The sequence below is a fragment of the Vogesella amnigena genome (assembly GCF_042648905.1).
Taxonomy (GTDB): domain Bacteria; phylum Pseudomonadota; class Gammaproteobacteria; order Burkholderiales; family Chromobacteriaceae; genus Vogesella; species Vogesella amnigena.
Window position 1 is genome coordinate 1 of the sequence record NZ_JBHRYH010000040.1, and the last position, 16,108, is coordinate 16,108.

Below are 16,108 nucleotides of genomic sequence, written 5' to 3' on the forward strand. Positions count from 1 at the left end.
AGTCTGTCCGCTGACACGGCAGATAGCCCGGATCGTCCCTCCACCTCGGCGCCCTTATCCGCTACTTCATAAGCGCGCAGACAGAACATACAAGCCCGGATAAGCGTAGCGCATCCGGGGGCAAATCGAGCACTCTCGGCTCAGGGGCCGGATCACGCGCCTCCCCGGATGCGCCTGCGGCTTATCCGGGCTACTGGCGCTCTGGCTTTCATGGCAAAAATCTCTTTTTCTTAGCCACGGAATATACGGAAGGCACAGAAAAAATCCCGGCCACGAAACCCACGAAGCAACACGAAACAACCTTCAAGCCTGTTTGCCTTTCTTCCGTGCTTTCCGTGGATTCCTTGGCAAAAAACCAGACCCGCCCCGCGCACCCACCCTGTCCCGCAGCAGCCACACCCTTTCGTGTTTTTTCGTGGGGTTCGTGGCAAAAATCTCTTTTTGTTCGCCACAGAACCCACTGAAGGCACAGAAAAATCCCGGCCACGAAACCCACGAAGCAACACGAAAAAACTTCCCAGTCTGTTTGCCTTTCTTCCGTGTTTTCCGTGGGTTCCGTGGCAAAAAACCAGACCCGCCCCACGCACCCACCCTGCCCCGCAGCAGCCACACCCTTTCGTGTTTTTTCGTGGGGTTCGTGGCAAAAAACCCGACTTGCCCATACCACCCACACTGCCGGCCAGCAGCGCCACTGGCATCCACCCGCCTGATAGTCTTCACTGAAGCATCGATAAAAAGCCGTAATTACGCCGGCCAAACCGGCAAGGAGACCATCATGCGCATCGCCATCATCGGCAAGGGCAATGTCGGCTCGGCACTGCAGGCCGGGCTGTCGCAACTGGGGCACCAGGTACAGGCCGTTGGCCGCGACCCGCAACACGTTCATCAGACTGCGCTGGCCAGCGAGCTGATCATCCTGGCCATGCCGTATAGCGAAACAGACAACGTGGTAGCCGCGCTGGGGGTGGCTGCCGACGGCAAGGTGGTGGTGGATGCCACCAATCTGCTGACCGAAAGCCTGCATCTGGCAGCCGGCTTCGACACCAGCGGCGCCGAGCAACTGCAGCAGAAACTGCCTGCGGCCAAGGTGATCAAGGCCTTCAATACCTGCTTTGCCGCCACCATGCACACCGGCCACGTCAAGGGCGAGCAGCTGGTGGGGCTGGTAGCCGGCGACGATGCCGCCGCCAAGCAGACCGTGCTGGACATGGTGGATGCGCTGGGTTTCGACGCGGTGGATGCCGGCCCGCTGCAGATGGCGCGCTATCTGGAACCGATGGCGCTGCTCAATATCCGCCTGGCTTATGTGCAGGGGCTGGGGCCGAACATGGGCTTCCGGCTGGTGCGCTAGGCGGCGCGCCAGGCTTGGCCGCAGCACAACTGGCGGCCATGCGCTGCTGCACTATAGTGTTATCTGCACCGCTTATAGAAATGGCAGCACGCCATGCCGACTCTCCTGCCCCGCCTCCTGCTGCCGGCACTGCTGCTTGGCCTGCCCACGGCAGCGCTGGCGGCGGAGCCACTGAATGTGGAACTGACCTGGGTCACACTCAGCGCCGAGCCGTACACCGTGACCGAGGGCAAGCTGGCCGGTCAGGGCTTCATGGATCTGCTGATCAAGGCCATGAACCCGCGGATGTCCTCCCTGCCCCCCAGGCAAGTACATGCCATAGCCCCGCGCATCGAGCTGGAAATGCGCAAGACCGGAGGCGTGCGCTGCACCACCGGCCTGCTGCAAACGCCCGCACGCGAGCAATACCTGATCTTCAGCCAGCCATACATGAAGATACTGCCCAACGGCATGATCACCCTGAAGCACTGGCTGCCACACCTGAAGCAGTACCAGAACGGCAACCAGGCCATCCAGTTGGGCAAGCTGCTGCAGAACCCCTACCGCCGGCTGGGCGTCAGCCAGTCGCGAGTATTCGGTGGCAGCATCAACAGCGTGCTGCAGCCCTATCTGGATGCCAGGGCAGGCAATGTGGTCACCCTCAGCGGCCCCACCAATCTGAAGATGCTGCGCTCCGGGCGCATCGATGCCTTCCTTGGTTACCCGTTCGACGAATATGACAGCGGCGGCGTGCCCAGCGAAGCCACGCGCGACACGGCATTCCTGCCGGTGATGGAAGGCGGCGGCCTGCTGCCGGCAGTCATCGCCTGCCAGCGCACGCCGCAAGGCCAGCAGGCGATTGATGTATTCAACAGCAACCTGGCGGACAAAACCTGGCAACGCAGCCTGCTGGCCGCCTACGAGTTCTGGCTCACCCCCAGCGCCATCGCCTCACTGCGGACGCTGGAACGACAGGAAGCCGGCAACTAGCGCCGGCGGCTGAAAAAAACGCCCCGCATCACAAGGAATGACGGGGCGAAATTCGCTTTTTCCAGCCACGGAATACACGGAAAGCACAGAAAAAACCCTGACCACGAAACCCACGAAGCAACACGAAAAAACCTGCCAGCCTGTTTGACTTTCTTCCGTGCTTTCCGTGGCAAAAAACCAGACCTTGCCATCTCGCCCACGTAGCTCGATAGCAGCCACACTCTTTCGCGTTTTTTCGTGGCTTTCGTGGCCAAAAGTTACTGTTTCAGCTGGAAGCCACGCCGCTGCGGATCAGGTGGTCGAAGGCGCCCAGCGCGGCCTTGGCGCCCTCGCCCATGGCGATGATGATCTGCTTGTACGGCACGTCGGTCACATCGCCGGCGGCGAACACGCCGGGTACGGTGGTGTCCTGATGGCGGCCAACCAGGATCTCGCCACGGCTGGAGAGCTCCACGCTGCCACGCAGCCAGTCGGTGTTCGGCAGCAGGCCGATCTGCACGAAGATGCCTTCCAGTTCGATATGGCGCGCTTCGCCGCTGACGCGGTCGGTGTAGCGCAGGCCGTTCACCTTGCTGCCGTCACCGGAGACTTCGGTGGTCTGCGCCTGCAGGATCACCGTCACGTTGGGCAGGCTGCGCAGCTTGTGCTGCAGCACGGCGTCGGCACGCATGGCATCGCCGAATTCCAGCAGGGTAACGTGCGACACGATGCCGGCCAGATCGATGGCGGCCTCCACGCCGGAGTTGCCACCGCCAATCACCGCCACGCGCTTGCCCTTGAACAGCGGGCCGTCGCAGTGCGGGCAGTAGGCCACACCCTTGTTGCGGTATTGCTGCTCGCCCGGCACGTTCATTTCGCGCCAGCGCGCACCGGTAGCGATGATCACGGTTTTGGCGCGCAGCGTGGCGCCGCTTTGCAGCTGCACTTCGGTAAGCCCGCTGGCGCTTTCACTGGCCGGAACCAGCTTGCTGGCGCGCTGCAGATTCATCACATCCACGTCGTACTCCCTGACGTGCTGTTCCAGCGCCATCGCCAGTTTCGGGCCTTCGGTTTCCTTCACCGAAATGAAGTTCTCGATACCCATGGTGTCCAGCACCTGGCCGCCGAAACGCTCGGCCACCACGCCGGTACGAATGCCCTTGCGCGCAGTGTAGATGGCCGCCGCTGCACCTGCCGGGCCTCCGCCCACCACCAATACGTCGAAGGCGTCTTTCTGTGCCAGCTTCTCGGCATCGCGAGCAGCGGCGCCGGTATCCAGCCTGGCGACAATCTCTTCCAGCCCCATGCGGCCCTGGCCGAACACTTCGCCGTTCAGGTACACGGTGGGTACCGACATGATCTGGCGGGCGGACACCTCGTCCTGGAACAAGGCGCCGTCGATCATGGTGTGGCGGATGTTCGGGTTCAGCACCGCCATCAGGTTCAGCGCCTGCACCACGTCCGGGCAGTTCTGGCACGACAGCGAGATATAGGTTTCGAAGCGGAACTCGCCAGGCAGGTCTGTTACCTGCTGGATCAGCTCCTGCCCGGCCTTGGATGGGTGGCCGCCCACCTGCAACAGCGCCAGCACCAGCGAGGTGAATTCGTGGCCCAGCGGCACACCGGCAAAACTGACGCGGGCAGCAGGCTCACCTACGCGGCCAACACTGAACGACGGCTTGCGGGCATCGCTGCCGTCAAAACGCACGCTCACCTTGTCCGACAGGCTGGCGATATCGGCCAGCAGGCCACGCACTTCCTCGTCCTTGGCTCCGCTGTCCAGCGAGGCCACCAGTTCGATCGGGAATTGCAGCTTGGTGAGATAGGCTTGCAGTTGGGTCTTGATGGTGTTGTCCAGCATGATGTGCTCCTTGGTATACGGGTACCCGGGAAAGCGGCTTCAGGGTTGGCCGCAAGGCCGTTTTCCGGGGCACCCGGCAATGAATGTCGGGTGGTGATGGCACCGGCCGGGAGAGGTCAGCCGGGCCATCAGGTACAAGCTTGTCACGTGCACTCAGGCACGCGGCGGCAGAGCTTAAATCTTGCCTACCAGGTCCAGCGACGGTGCCAGGGTGGCATCGCCTTCCTTCCACTTGGCCGGGCACACTTCACCCGGGTGGGCGGCCACGTACTGGGCAGCCTTCACCTTGCGCAGCAGCTCGGCGGCATCGCGGCCCACGCCACCGGCGTTGATTTCCACGATCTGGATCTTGCCTTCCGGGTCGATCACGAAGGTGCCGCGGTCGGCCAGGCCGGCTTCCTCGATCAGCACGCCGAAATTGCGCGAGATCAGGTGGGTGGGGTCAGCCAGCATCGGGTACTGGATTTTCTTGATGGTGTCGGAAGTGTCGTGCCACGCTTTGTGGGTGAAGTGGGTGTCGGTGGATACCGAGTAGATTTCCACGCCCAGCTTCTGGAATTCCGGGTACAGGTCAGCCAGGTCGCCCAGTTCGGTCGGGCATACGAAGGTGAAGTCCGCCGGGTAGAAGAACACTACCGACCACTTGCCCAGCAGGGTCTGGTCAGTCACGTCGATGAACTGGCCATTGTGGAAGGCTTTGCTGGCGAACGGCTTGATCTGGCTATTGATGATGGACATGCTTGGCTCCTTGCTTGGATGAAATGCCACCGGCGGTACCGGGTGGCGTTGCGTCGTTGTCGATGGGTGCATCTTGCCGCAGCGTGATAGCCAATTCCAATTGATTGTTTTTTTCAAATAGTTTTAATTTTTTTATCGCCGCCAATAAATGGATTTGATCGCAAGCAGCGGAGTGTGGCGCGATGGCACGCCGGCTACAGTCAGGGCATCAGTGTTTGGAGTCGCACCATGAGCCACCGGAAACATGACAACAGCGATAGCAGCGCCGACCCGCGCTGGCAGGCAGTGCTGGCGCGCGATGCCGCCGCCGACGGCCAGTTCGTGTACGCGGTACGCAGCACCGGCATCTACTGCCGCCCCAGCTGCCCGTCGCGCCACGCGCGGCCGGAGAACGTGCGCTTCTACCCGGACGCCGCTGCAGCCAGCGCCGCCGGCTACCGCCCCTGCCGCCGCTGCCGGCCGGATGCCGCATCGCCGGCGCAGCAGCAGGCGGCGCTGATCGCCCGCCTGTGCCGCCAGATCGAGGATGCCGAACAGCCGCCCACGCTGGCCGAGCTGGCCGCCAGCGCCGGGCTCAGCCCCTATCACCTGCAGCGGGTGTTCAAGGCCGCCACCGGGCTCAGCCCCAAGGCCTATGCCAGTGCCCACCGCGCCGCGCGCCTGCGCCAGTCACTGCAGCAGACGCCATCGGTGACCGAGGCCATCTACCAGGCCGGCTACAACGCCAGCAGCCGCTTTTACGAGGAATCCGCCGCGCTGCTGGGCATGACGCCCAGCGCATGGCGCGCCGGCGGCAAGGCACAGGACATCCGCTTCGCCATTGCCCAGTGCAGCCTGGGTGCGCTGCTGGTGGCGCAAAGCGAGCGCGGCATCTGCGCGATACTGCTGGGCGACGATGCCGACAGCCTGCTGCGCGAGCTGCAGGATCGCTTTCCTGCGGCCAACCTGATCGGCGGTGACGCCGGCTACGAACAGCTGGTGGCGCAGGTGGTGGGCTTCGTGGAGGCGCCGCAGCAGGGGCTGGCGCTGCCGCTGGACATCCGCGGCACCGCCTTCCAGCAGCGGGTATGGCAGGCGCTGCGAGCCATTCCACCGGGGCAGACACTGAGCTACAGCGAGGTGGCGCAGCGTATTGGCGCGCCGCGCGCGGTACGGGCGGTGGCACAGGCCTGTGCGGCCAACGCGCTGGCGGTGGCGATACCCTGCCACCGCGTGGTGCGCACCGACGGCAGCCTGTCCGGCTATCGCTGGGGCATCGCGCGCAAGGCAGAACTGCTGGCGCGCGAAGCTGGCAGTCGGGACTCTCAAAATGATGGATGACCTGTTCGCCCCACCGCCGGGAGAGGAACCGCACGCCGAACGTCTGGCCGCCGGCACCGTGCTGCTGCATGGCATGGCCGCGCCGCTGGCCGCAGCACTGCTGGCCGACATCCAGCGCATCGCCGCACAGGCGCCGTTCCGCCACATGGTCACCCCCGGCGGCTACCGCATGGGCGTGGCCACCACCAGCTGCGGCACGCTTGGCTGGGTATCCGACCACCATGGCTACCGCTACAGCCGCATCGACCCCGGCAGCGGCCAGCCATGGCCGGCGATGCCGGACAGCTGGCGCGCGCTGGCCGGCGATGCGGCCAACCGCGCCGGCTTTGCCGGCTTCGTGCCGGATGCCTGCCTGATCAACCGCTACGTGCCGGGCTGCAAGCTGTCGCTGCATCAGGACAAGGACGAGCGCGATTTTTCCGCGCCCATCGTGTCGCTATCGCTCGGCCTGCCGGCGGTGTTCGAGCTGGGCGGCCTGCGCCGCAGCGCACGCTGCGCACGGCTGACGCTGCGCCACGGCGACATCCTGGTATGGGGCGGGCCGGACCGGCTGCGCTACCACGGCGTGCTGCCACTGGCCGGCGGTAGCCACCCACTGCTGGGCGAATGCCGCATCAACCTCACCTTCCGCCTGGCGGGGTAAGCGCCGCTTGTTCCTGGCCACGAAAGCCACAAAACAGAAAATCTTTTTTAGCCACGGAAGACACGGAAAACACAGAAAAAACTGGCCACGAAAGCCACGAAACAACACGAAAAACCTTCCAACCGGTTTGCCTTTCTTCCGTGGTTTCCGTGGATTCCGTGGCAAAAACCAGACCTGGCCCTATCGCCCGCCCAGTTGGTAGCCCGGATAAGCGCAGCGCATCCGGGGAAATCAGCGCATCCGGGAACGCCAGCCACCGTAGCCAGACCCCGGATGCGCCTGCGGCTTATCCGGGCTACGGTATTACGATGACAAGCCAGCCTGCTGCAATTAGCCTTGCGGCCAACCTTTTCTACCGAAGCCCGTGATGACCACCACCCTGCACTGCCACATGCCATTACCGGCCAACTTCCGCGCCGACGGCTTTCTGGATTTTCACCGCCGCGATGCACAGCAAGTAGCAGAGCGCGTTTACGAGCAGACGCTGGAAAAGGGCCTGCTGTGGCATGGCCAGCCGGCGCTGCTGCGCATTGCACTGCAGCCGCAACAGGCCGAGGCCAGCCTGCTGCTGGACGGCGCCTCCCGCCGCGATGACGAGGCACTGCTAGCCAGTACCGTGCGCCACATGCTGGGTCTCACCCAGCCGGTGGAAGCCTTCGAGGCCGTCGTAGCTGGCCACCCGCAGCTGGGGCCGTTGCTGGCACGGCAAAGCGGGCTGCGGGTACCGCAGACCAGCAGCGGTTTCGAGGCGCTGGCCTGGGCCATCATCGGCCAGCAGATCAGCGTGGCCGCCGCGGTATCGATACGCCGCCGCTTCATCCAGGCCGCCGGCCGGCGCCACAGCAGCGGGCTGTACTGCCTGCCGGATGCCGACTGCGCGGCCGGCATGGACGAAGCCAGCCTGCGCGCCGCCGGTTTCACCCAGGGCAAGGCGCAAACCCTGTTGCGGCTGGCAGCAATAGTGGCCAGCGGCGAGCTACCGTTGGCCGCATGGCAGTTCGCGCCAGACGCGGCGCAGATCGGCAAACAGCTGGCGGCGATACGCGGCATCGGCCCGTGGACCATCAGCTACGCGCTGCTGCGCGGCTTCGCCTGGCTGGATGGCTCGCTGCACGGCGACGTAGCGGTACGGCGCAACCTGCAGCGCCTGCTGGCACGGGACGACAAGCTGGAAGCCGCCGAGGTGGAAGCCTGGCTGGCGCCGTTTTCACCGTGGCGCGCACTGGTGGCGGCACACCTGTGGGCGATGCAGAGCAGCGACGGCTACTGATATCGCCACGCGAGGAAAAAATGGCCACAAAAGCCATGAATGCCTCGAAACAAAAAACCAGACCTGACCATACCGCCCCCCAGCCCGCCAACCGACACCCCCGTTCGTGTTTTTCGTGGGTTTCGTGGCAAAAATCTCTTTTCTTAGCCACAGAACCCACAGAAAGCCCAGAAAAAACCCCGGCCACCAAAGCCACGAAACAACACGAGAAAGCCTTCCAGCCGGTTTACCTTTCTTCCGTGATTTCCGTGGATTCCGTGGCAAAAAATCAGACCTGGCCCTATCGCCATCCCCGCATGTAGCCCGGATAAGCGCAGCGCATCCGGGGGCAAATCCAGCACATCCGGGCCATGGGCAGACCAGCGCGCCCCCGGATGCGCCTGCGGCTTATCCGGGCTACGGGCTCCCACCAGCAGCGGATAGCCAAGGTCAGCAGCGGCCCTGACGTATATAATCGGCATACCCGTATTTATCGGTATGCGTTGCAATGCTGCGTTCGGTCTATCACATACTTGCCCTGCTGCTCTCACTGCTGCTCGCCTCCCCCGCCGTACACGCGGCCAACCCGCCGCGGGTTGGCGTGGTGCTGGGCGGTGGCGGCGCGCGTGGCTTTGCCCACCTGGGCGTGCTGCAGGAGCTGGAAAAACTGCGCATTCCCATCAGCTGCATCGCCGGCACCAGTGCCGGCGCGCTGATTGGCGGCGCCTATGCCAGCGGCCAGAGTCTGCAGGCGCTGGAGCAGCAGTTTGCCGCCGCCGACTGGGACAGCCTGCTGTCCGGCAAGCCACGGCGCGAGGATGTGCCGTACCAGCGCAAGCACAACGATGCCCGGAACTACTTCGACCTCACCTTCGGCTACCGCGATGGCCAGCTGCGGCTGCCGCCGGCGGCCATCAATGCCCAGGCCATCGATCTGTTCATCCGCCAGCTCACCGGCGCGCGCAATGTCGACAGCTTCGACGCACTGGGCATTCCGTTCCGCGCGGTGGCCACCGACCTGGAAAACGGCGATGCGGTGGTGTTCGACCAGGGCGACCTGAGCCTGGCGATGCGCGCCAGCATGGCGGTGCCGGGCATGTTCGCCGCGGTGGAATCCGGCGGCCGCCTGCTGGTGGATGGCGGCCTGGCGCGGCAGCTGCCGGTGGAGGAGCTGAAAGGCCGCTGCGCCGATGTGCTGATCGTGATCGACGTGGGCACGCCGGCGGTGCCGCGCGAGCAGCTGAACAACTTCCTGAATGTGCTGGACCAGACCACATACCTGATGGTGGCGCGCAACAGCAAGGAGTCGCTGGCGAAGCTGGGGCCGGACGATATCCTGATCCGCCCGCAGCTGGACGGCATCACCCCCGCCGATTTTGCGGCCAACGCCCGCATCATCGAAGCCGGCCGCCAGGCGGCGCGCGCGCTGGCGCCGCAGTTGGCGCAGCTGACGGTTTCCGAGGATCACTACCGGCAGTGGCTGGCATCCCATCCACGCGCCACACCGACACGCATCGACCGGGTGGAGCTGGCCGGCGAGCTGCGTTACAGCAACCCGCAGGCCATTGCGGAGAAACTCGCTATCGGCAGCCGCCTGGGGCTGGCCAGCTTCCACCAGCGGCTGCAGGATGTGTTTGCCGAGGGGGATCTGGAAAAGCTGGATTACACGCTGCAGCAGCAGGAGGGCCAGAGCGTGGCGCAGGTCAATGCGCAGGAGCGCAGCACCGGGCCGAACTATCTGCGCACCGGCCTGGAGTTGCGTTCCAGCTCGCAAGGCAACGCCACCTTTTCGCTGCTGGGTGAATACCGCCGCAGCTGGCTGAATGCCGCCGGCGGCAGCCTGCTGGCGGAGGCCAGGGTGGGAGAAGAGCCCAATTACAACGCCGAGTGGTACCAGCCGCTATGGGCCAATTCGCCGCTGTTTGTCAGCCTGTCCGGCAACTATCGCGAAAAGGATTATTCGCTGTACGTGGCGCACCACCAGCCGGAGGCGCAGTACAACCGCACCACCCGCAGCCTGTTTGCCGATGCCGGCTGGCGTTTTGGCGAGCTGGGCGAGATTCGCGCCGGCTGGTACCGCAGCAACGACCAGCTGCAGCTGACGGTGGGCTCGCGCAGCGACAATCTCAATGACTACAGCAATCGCGAACAGGGCCTGCGGCTGAAGCTGGCGCTGGACCAGCTGGACAACCCGCGCTGGCCGCGCAGCGGCTATGCCGCCACACTGGAAGCACGCGCACCGCAGCAAGGGCGCGATGGCCAGCCGCTGCCGCCGCCCAGCGGCACCTTTTCGCTGGATGCGGTCACTACCGACCAGCGCGATATCAGCTGGCATTTCAGCCTGCGCGGTGGCTACAGTGATCCTGATGACAACACCAATGTGTTCGAGCTGGGTGGCTTCCGCTACCTGTCCGGCTACCAGCCGGGCGAGCTGCTGGGCCGGCAGATGCTGTTTGCACGTGGCATGATGTCCTGGCGCGTGGCCAGCCTGCCTTCCGCCATCGGCACCGGGTTGTACCTGGGCGGCTCGGCCGAGGTGGGCAAGATGTGGTCGCTGATCAGCACCAACCAGGATAGTGGCTGGCTGCCAGGCGCCTCGCTGTTCGTGGGCGCCGACACCCTGCTCGGGCCGCTGTTTCTGGGCATCGGCCATGCCCGCCACGGACAGCTGACCGGCTACCTGAACCTGGGGGTGGAATACTGATGCCCACTAGCCAAACATACCGCCAGGCTGCCGCCATGCCGGCAGCACCACCGCCATTGCTTGCAGGAAGATGATGCCTACCCGTCCCGCCACCGAAACCACCACCGCTACGGCCAGCCCATCCGCCTTGCGCCCGGCGCTGGTATACGCCGTCTTTGCCGCGCTGTGGATCCTGTTTTCCGACCAGCTGGCAGCGGCGCTGTTTCACGACCCGGATACCCTGACCCTGGTGAGCATGCTCAAGGGCTGGTTGTTCGTGGCGGTAACCACCCTGCTGCTGTATGGCATGGTGCGCCGCCAGCTGGACCTGGCCGCACAGCTGGCCGCACGCGAGCAGGCGGCGCTGCAGGCCAAGGCCGATGCCCAGCGCCTGCTGACCGAGATCAGCAACAACTCCTCGGACGCCATCTTTGCGAAGGACAGCCAGGGGCGCTACCTGCTGTTCAACCAGGAAGCCAGCCGTGTAACCGGCGTGCCAGCGGCGCAGGCCCTGCTGCTGGACGACAGCCAGCTGTTTCCGCCGGAACAGGCCCGGGCGGTTCGTGCCAACGATCTGCAGGTGATGATGGAGAACCGCACCCTTTCCTTTGAGGAAACCGTAGATACCCAGGATGGCGAGTTGATCTACCTGGCGACCAAGGGACCGCTGCACGACAGCCATGGCCAGGTATGCGGCATGTTCGGCATTTCGCGCGACATTACCGCGCGCAAGCAGATCGAAGCGGAGCTGCGCATCGCCGCCATTGCCTTCGAGTCGCAGCAGGGCATGCTGCTGACCCGGCCGGATGGCGTGATCGTGCGCGTCAATCGCGCCTTCAGCAGCCTGTCCGGCTACAGCGCGGAAGACGTACTGGGGAAAAGCCCGGCGCTGCTGAAGTCCGGCCGCCACGACGAGGCATTCTTTCGCGCCATGTGGCTGCAGATCCACAGCAGCGGTTACTGGCAGGGCGAGGTATGGAACCGGCGCAAGAATGGCGGCCTGTTTCTTGCGTGGCTCACCATTTCCGCCGTGCATGATGAACAGGGCAATATCACCCACTTCATCGGTGCCTTCTCCGACATTACCGACCACCGCGAAGCCGAGGCGGAAATCCACCGCCTGGCCTACTACGACCCGCTGACCCAGCTGCCCAATCGCCGCCTGCTGCAGGACCGCATACAGCATGCGCTGGCCGCCAGCGAACGCAATCGGCAATACGGGGCACTGGTGTTCCTCGACCTGGATCATTTCAAGGTGCTGAACGATACCCGCGGCCACGACGTGGGCGACCAGCTGCTGGTGGAAACCGCCGTGCGCCTGTCGCGCCATGTGCGTGAATCGGACACAGTGGCACGCCTTGGCGGCGATGAATTCGTACTGCTGCTGGAGCAGCTGGGTCATGGCCCGCAGGAAGCGGCCACGCTCACCGGCAATATCGTAGACAAGCTGCGCGAGGTGCTGGCGCTACCGTTCCAGCTGGGCGATACCAGCTTCCATGCCAGTGCCAGCATCGGTATTGCCCTGTTCCTCGGCCACGGCGAATCGGCGGAAACCCTGCTCAAGTATGCCGACATGGCCATGTACCAGGCCAAGGCCGCTGGCCGCGACACCTTGCGCTTCTTCGACCCCACCATGCAGGCCGAGCTAGAAGAACGCAGCCAGTTGAGCGGCGACCTGTACCTGGCGCTGGAATGCGGCCAGCTGCAGCTGTACTACCAGGCGCAGCTGAACGACCAGCGACAACTGGCTGGCGCCGAAGCGCTGCTGCGCTGGCAACACCCGGCGCGCGGCATGATTCCACCAGATCACTTCATTCCACTGGCGGAAGAAAGCGGCCAGATCCTGCCCATCGGCCAATGGGTGCTGCAGACTGCCTGCCGCCAGCTGGCCAGCTGGCAGGCGCTGGGCGTCCCCATGCCGCAACTGGCGGTGAATGTCAGCGCGCGCCAGTTCCGCCAGCCGGATTTTGTAGAACAGGTCAACGCCGCGCTGCGCGACAGCGGCGCCGCGCCCGCGCAGCTGAAGATCGAGCTGACCGAGAGCATGGTGCTGGACAATGTCGATGACACCATGGCCAAGATGCAGGCACTGCGCGCGCTTGGCATCAGCTTCTCGCTGGATGACTTCGGCACCGGCAACTCCTCGCTGTCCTACCTGTCGCGGCTGCCGCTGGACGAATTGAAAATCGACAAATCCTTCATCCTCAATCTGCCGCACAGCCGCAACGATGCCATCATCGCGCAGACCATCATCGCCATGGGCAACGGCCTGGGCTTGCAGGTGATTGCCGAAGGCGTGGAAACCACCGAGCAGCGCGACTTCCTGCGCGCCCACCACTGCGATGCCTACCAGGGCTATCTGTTCAGCCGCCCGCTGCCGGTGGCGGAATTCGACGCCCTACGCCAGCAGCTGGCCAAGCCGGACCAGGCATGAGTCAGCCCGCCGACCACACGCCAGCCACGCCACCGCCGCGCCCACCCCGGCGCTGGCGCCGCCTTGCCGTGCTGGTACTGACACTGCTGCTACTGCTGGCACTGGCGCTGCTCGCCGCAGCCTGGGGCGGCCGCTGGTGGCTGCAGCAGCAAGGCCTGCAGCTAAGCGGCCTGGGCTGGCAGCAAGGCCCCGGCATCGCCCGCTGGCAATGGCGGCAGCAGGGTTGCCTGACGGCGGAAGGCAGCGGCCTGCGCATCAGCGACTGGCAGCCGCTGCGCATCGAGCTGCAGCAGCTACAGCTGTTCAGCTGCCCGCAGGCAGCCAAAACCCGGCAGATACCCTCCCCGCCGGCCGCCGACCTGCCGGCGTTCCAGCTGCACATTGCCCGGCTGCAGGCGGCAGCGCTGCCCCCGCTGGCGCTGGCGATTCGCCAGCAGGCCGGCCACTGGCAGCTGCAGGCCAGGCAACAACAAAACCAGCTGCAACTCGACTACCAGCGGGCCGCGGGCCAATGGCATGCCACCGCCCTGCTGCATGCGGCCAGCCTCTACCCCGGCATGCTGGGCGAGCTCCAGCTGCGCGGCAGCGGCCGCTGGCTGCCCGGCACCCTCAGCGCCAAACTGGAGGCCGATGGCCGGCAACTGGGCTACCAGGGGCAGCCACAGCGGGCCGCGGCCCGGCTGCAACTAGGGCTGGACAACCGCCAGTGGCAGCTGGCCAGCAGCCTGGCCCAGCCACTGGCGCTGCCGGCGGGCTGGCAGTTGCAAGCCGGGCATGTGCTGCAAGCCGGCGGCGATCTGGACAGCGTGCATAGCCTGCAAGTCCGCCTGCTGGCACACGGCCCGCAAGGCAGCGTCGACCTGCAACTGCAACCGGATCATCAATCGCTGCAGCAAGGCAGCGGCCTGCTGCAACTGGCAGGCAGCACGCTGCAGGGACGCATTCCACTGCGCTGGGCCAAGCGGCAGCTGACCCTGGCGCCCGCCAGTCTGCGTCTGCCGCAGGGTGCGGTATTGCGTTGGCCGCAAGCCTTGCAATTGCCACTGGCAGTAGCCGGCAGCGGCCGACTGCCATTCCGCCTGCACTACCAGCAACTGCAGCTGAACAGCGATGACAGCACCCTGCGCTGGGGCGATGGCAGCTGGCAGTGGCAAGGTGCGCTGACCCTGGCCGGCAAGCATGCCGGCTACCGGCTGGATGGCCGCTGGCAGGGGCAGCTCGGCCCGCAAGGCGCGCGTGGCAAGCCGCTGGATCTGCACGTACAGGCGCCGCAGCTGGATATCCGCGCCAGCCTGCCGGTGGACGGCATCCGCCCGCAGCAGCCACAACTGCAGGCCGATATCCGCGGCCACTATCAGGACTGCCCGCTGCAGGGCAAGCTGAGCGCCCGGCAACAGGGCACGCGCTGGCAGGGCGACATCCAGGCCAGCAGCCGGCTGCCGTTCTACAGCCAGGGCGGCGAGCTGCAGCTGACCGCCAACTGGCAAGGCCAGCCCGGCAACTGGCAGCTGCTGCCCGGCAGCCGGCTGGCCATCGGCCAGGGCATGCTGGGCGGGGTGCTGCTCAAGCCGCTGAGCCTCACCGCCGGCAGCGTGTTAAACAGCGATGGCAGCGTTGGCCATGGCGCCAACGGCAGCTTGCAGCTGGAAGCCGCCGGTGCGGTAGCCAGCCGCTGGGTGCTGCCGGCGCTCAATGGCCGCATCCAGCTGGCAGGCAATGCGGCCAACGCCAGCCTGCAACTGCCGGCCTGGCGCAGCCAGCTGCAGCTGAGCGCCCGCCGTCAGGGCAGCGGCGCGGCTGGCAGCCTCGCGATCGACACCCCGCTTTCCGCCGCCATGAGCCGCGGGCTGGATGTCACCCTGCAACAGGGCCAGCTGGCCAGCCGGCTGCAATGGCGCTGGGACAAACAATGGCAGCTGAACGGCAATGCCGACATCAGCGGCCTGGCACTGGACTGGGGCGGCATCCTCGCCAGTGGTGGCAAGGGCCGGCTGAGCCTGGCCGCCAGCCCCGCCGGCGTGCAGCTGCACAGCGATGGCCCGCTGCAGCTGGCGCTGCTGGATGTGGGCACCCCGTTGCAGGACATCCGGCTGGCACTGCGCTCCGACCTGCACGACTGGCAGCTTAGCGATGTACAGGCCCGCGTGCTGGGCGGCAGCGTAAGCGCCGGACAACTGCAGTGGCCCTCCTCCGCCTTCCAGCCGGTAACGGTGCACGCTATCGACCTGGCAGCCATCACCGCGCTGCAAAAGAACGAACAACCCGCCACGGTACAGCTCACCGGCCGCGTCGGCGGCTTGCTGCCGCTGCAGTTGCTGCCGCGCGGCGTGGCGGTGCAGAATGGCCTGCTGCGCAACGAGGGCGAGCTGACCCTGCGCGTGCCTCCAGGCGCCAGCGTGCGTGCCATGGCACAATCCAACCAGGCAGTGCAGCTGGCGCTGGACATGCTCAGCGAGCTGGATGTAAACGACTTTCAGGCCACGCTCAATATGGCGGCCAGCGGCGTACTGGATGCACAGGTAACGCTGAAAGGCGTCAACCCGAAACAAAACCGCCAGCCGGTGGTCCTGAACTACAGTCACAGCGAAAACATCCTGGAGTTGCTGCGCAGCCTGCGCATCAGCGACGACATATCCCGCAGTGTGCTGCAACGCCAGTCCGGCGGCGGCACACGCAACCCTGTAACGGAGAGCAAGCCATGAAACCTGTCTGGCTGATACCGCTCCTGGCCCTGCTGGCCGCCTGCACCCCGCGGGTGGCACTGGAGGTGCCCAAGGAGCCGATTACCATCAACCTGAACGTGAAGATCGACCACGAAATCCGCCTGAAGGTGGAAAAAGACGTCGACAGCCTCACTACCGATAGCGGATTGTTCTAGGAG

11 protein-coding genes are annotated in these 16,108 nt (G+C 65.3%); 9 read left to right on the plus strand and 2 right to left on the minus strand.

Annotated elements, in window-relative coordinates; translation table 11 throughout:
- Positions 1-775: 775 nt before the first annotated feature.
- Both ACFOKJ_RS12935 and ACFOKJ_RS12940 read left to right on the plus strand, forming a co-directional pair.
- A complete protein-coding gene (locus ACFOKJ_RS12935; RefSeq protein WP_390280235.1) occupies positions 776-1,351 on the plus strand; it encodes an NADPH-dependent F420 reductase in 576 nt (191 codons plus the stop codon).
- 93 nt (positions 1,352-1,444) lie between these two features.
- Positions 1,445-2,320, plus strand: coding sequence for a hypothetical protein (locus ACFOKJ_RS12940; RefSeq protein ID WP_390280237.1), 876 nt, complete (start codon positions 1,445-1,447; stop codon positions 2,318-2,320).
- Between the two features lie 265 nt (positions 2,321-2,585).
- Here the strand turns inward: ACFOKJ_RS12940 and ahpF are convergent, their stop codons facing one another.
- Both ahpF and ahpC read right to left on the minus strand, forming a co-directional pair.
- Positions 2,586-4,160 (minus strand): alkyl hydroperoxide reductase subunit F, encoded by a 1,575-nt coding sequence (ahpF, locus tag ACFOKJ_RS12945; protein WP_390280239.1) that lies wholly within the window; start codon positions 4,158-4,160, stop codon positions 2,586-2,588.
- A 174-nt stretch (positions 4,161-4,334) separates the two neighbouring features.
- Positions 4,335-4,898 carry an alkyl hydroperoxide reductase subunit C gene (gene ahpC, locus ACFOKJ_RS12950; RefSeq protein WP_144372445.1) on the minus strand — a complete coding sequence of 188 codons (564 nt, stop codon included), beginning with the start codon at positions 4,896-4,898 and terminating at the stop codon, positions 4,335-4,337.
- A 228-nt stretch (positions 4,899-5,126) separates the two neighbouring features.
- Here ahpC and ada point away from each other — a divergent pair, with 228 nt between their 5' ends.
- The 7 genes from ada (at position 5,127) to ACFOKJ_RS12985 (ending at position 16,105) form a co-directional block, all read left to right on the plus strand.
- Entirely contained in the window at positions 5,127-6,218 is a 1,092-nt protein-coding gene (gene ada / locus ACFOKJ_RS12955; RefSeq protein WP_390280241.1) for a bifunctional DNA-binding transcriptional regulator/O6-methylguanine-DNA methyltransferase Ada, read from the plus strand.
- Positions 6,208-6,861: a DNA oxidative demethylase AlkB gene (gene alkB, locus ACFOKJ_RS12960; protein ID WP_390280243.1), complete on the plus strand. Its 654-nt coding sequence runs from the start codon at positions 6,208-6,210 to the stop codon at positions 6,859-6,861. Before ada ends, alkB begins: the two co-directional genes overlap by 11 nt.
- A 367-nt stretch (positions 6,862-7,228) precedes the next feature.
- A complete protein-coding gene (locus ACFOKJ_RS12965; RefSeq protein WP_390280245.1) occupies positions 7,229-8,131 on the plus strand; it encodes a DNA-3-methyladenine glycosylase family protein in 903 nt (300 codons plus the stop codon).
- A 487-nt stretch (positions 8,132-8,618) separates the two neighbouring features.
- Positions 8,619-10,814, plus strand: a complete 2,196-nt coding sequence (locus ACFOKJ_RS12970; RefSeq protein ID WP_390280247.1) for a patatin-like phospholipase family protein — start codon at positions 8,619-8,621, stop codon at positions 10,812-10,814.
- Between the two features lie 70 nt (positions 10,815-10,884).
- A complete protein-coding gene (locus ACFOKJ_RS12975; RefSeq protein WP_390280250.1) occupies positions 10,885-13,227 on the plus strand; it encodes a putative bifunctional diguanylate cyclase/phosphodiesterase in 2,343 nt (780 codons plus the stop codon).
- Complete coding sequence (locus ACFOKJ_RS12980; protein ID WP_390280252.1) at positions 13,224-15,929, plus strand: intermembrane phospholipid transport protein YdbH family protein; 2,706 nt, start codon at positions 13,224-13,226, stop codon at positions 15,927-15,929. Before ACFOKJ_RS12975 ends, ACFOKJ_RS12980 begins: the two co-directional genes overlap by 4 nt.
- On the plus strand, positions 15,926-16,105 hold the full coding sequence (locus ACFOKJ_RS12985) for a YnbE family lipoprotein (RefSeq protein ID WP_088968300.1): 180 nt from the start codon (positions 15,926-15,928) through the stop codon (positions 16,103-16,105). Before ACFOKJ_RS12980 ends, ACFOKJ_RS12985 begins: the two co-directional genes overlap by 4 nt.
- Positions 16,106-16,108: the final 3 nt, after the last annotated feature.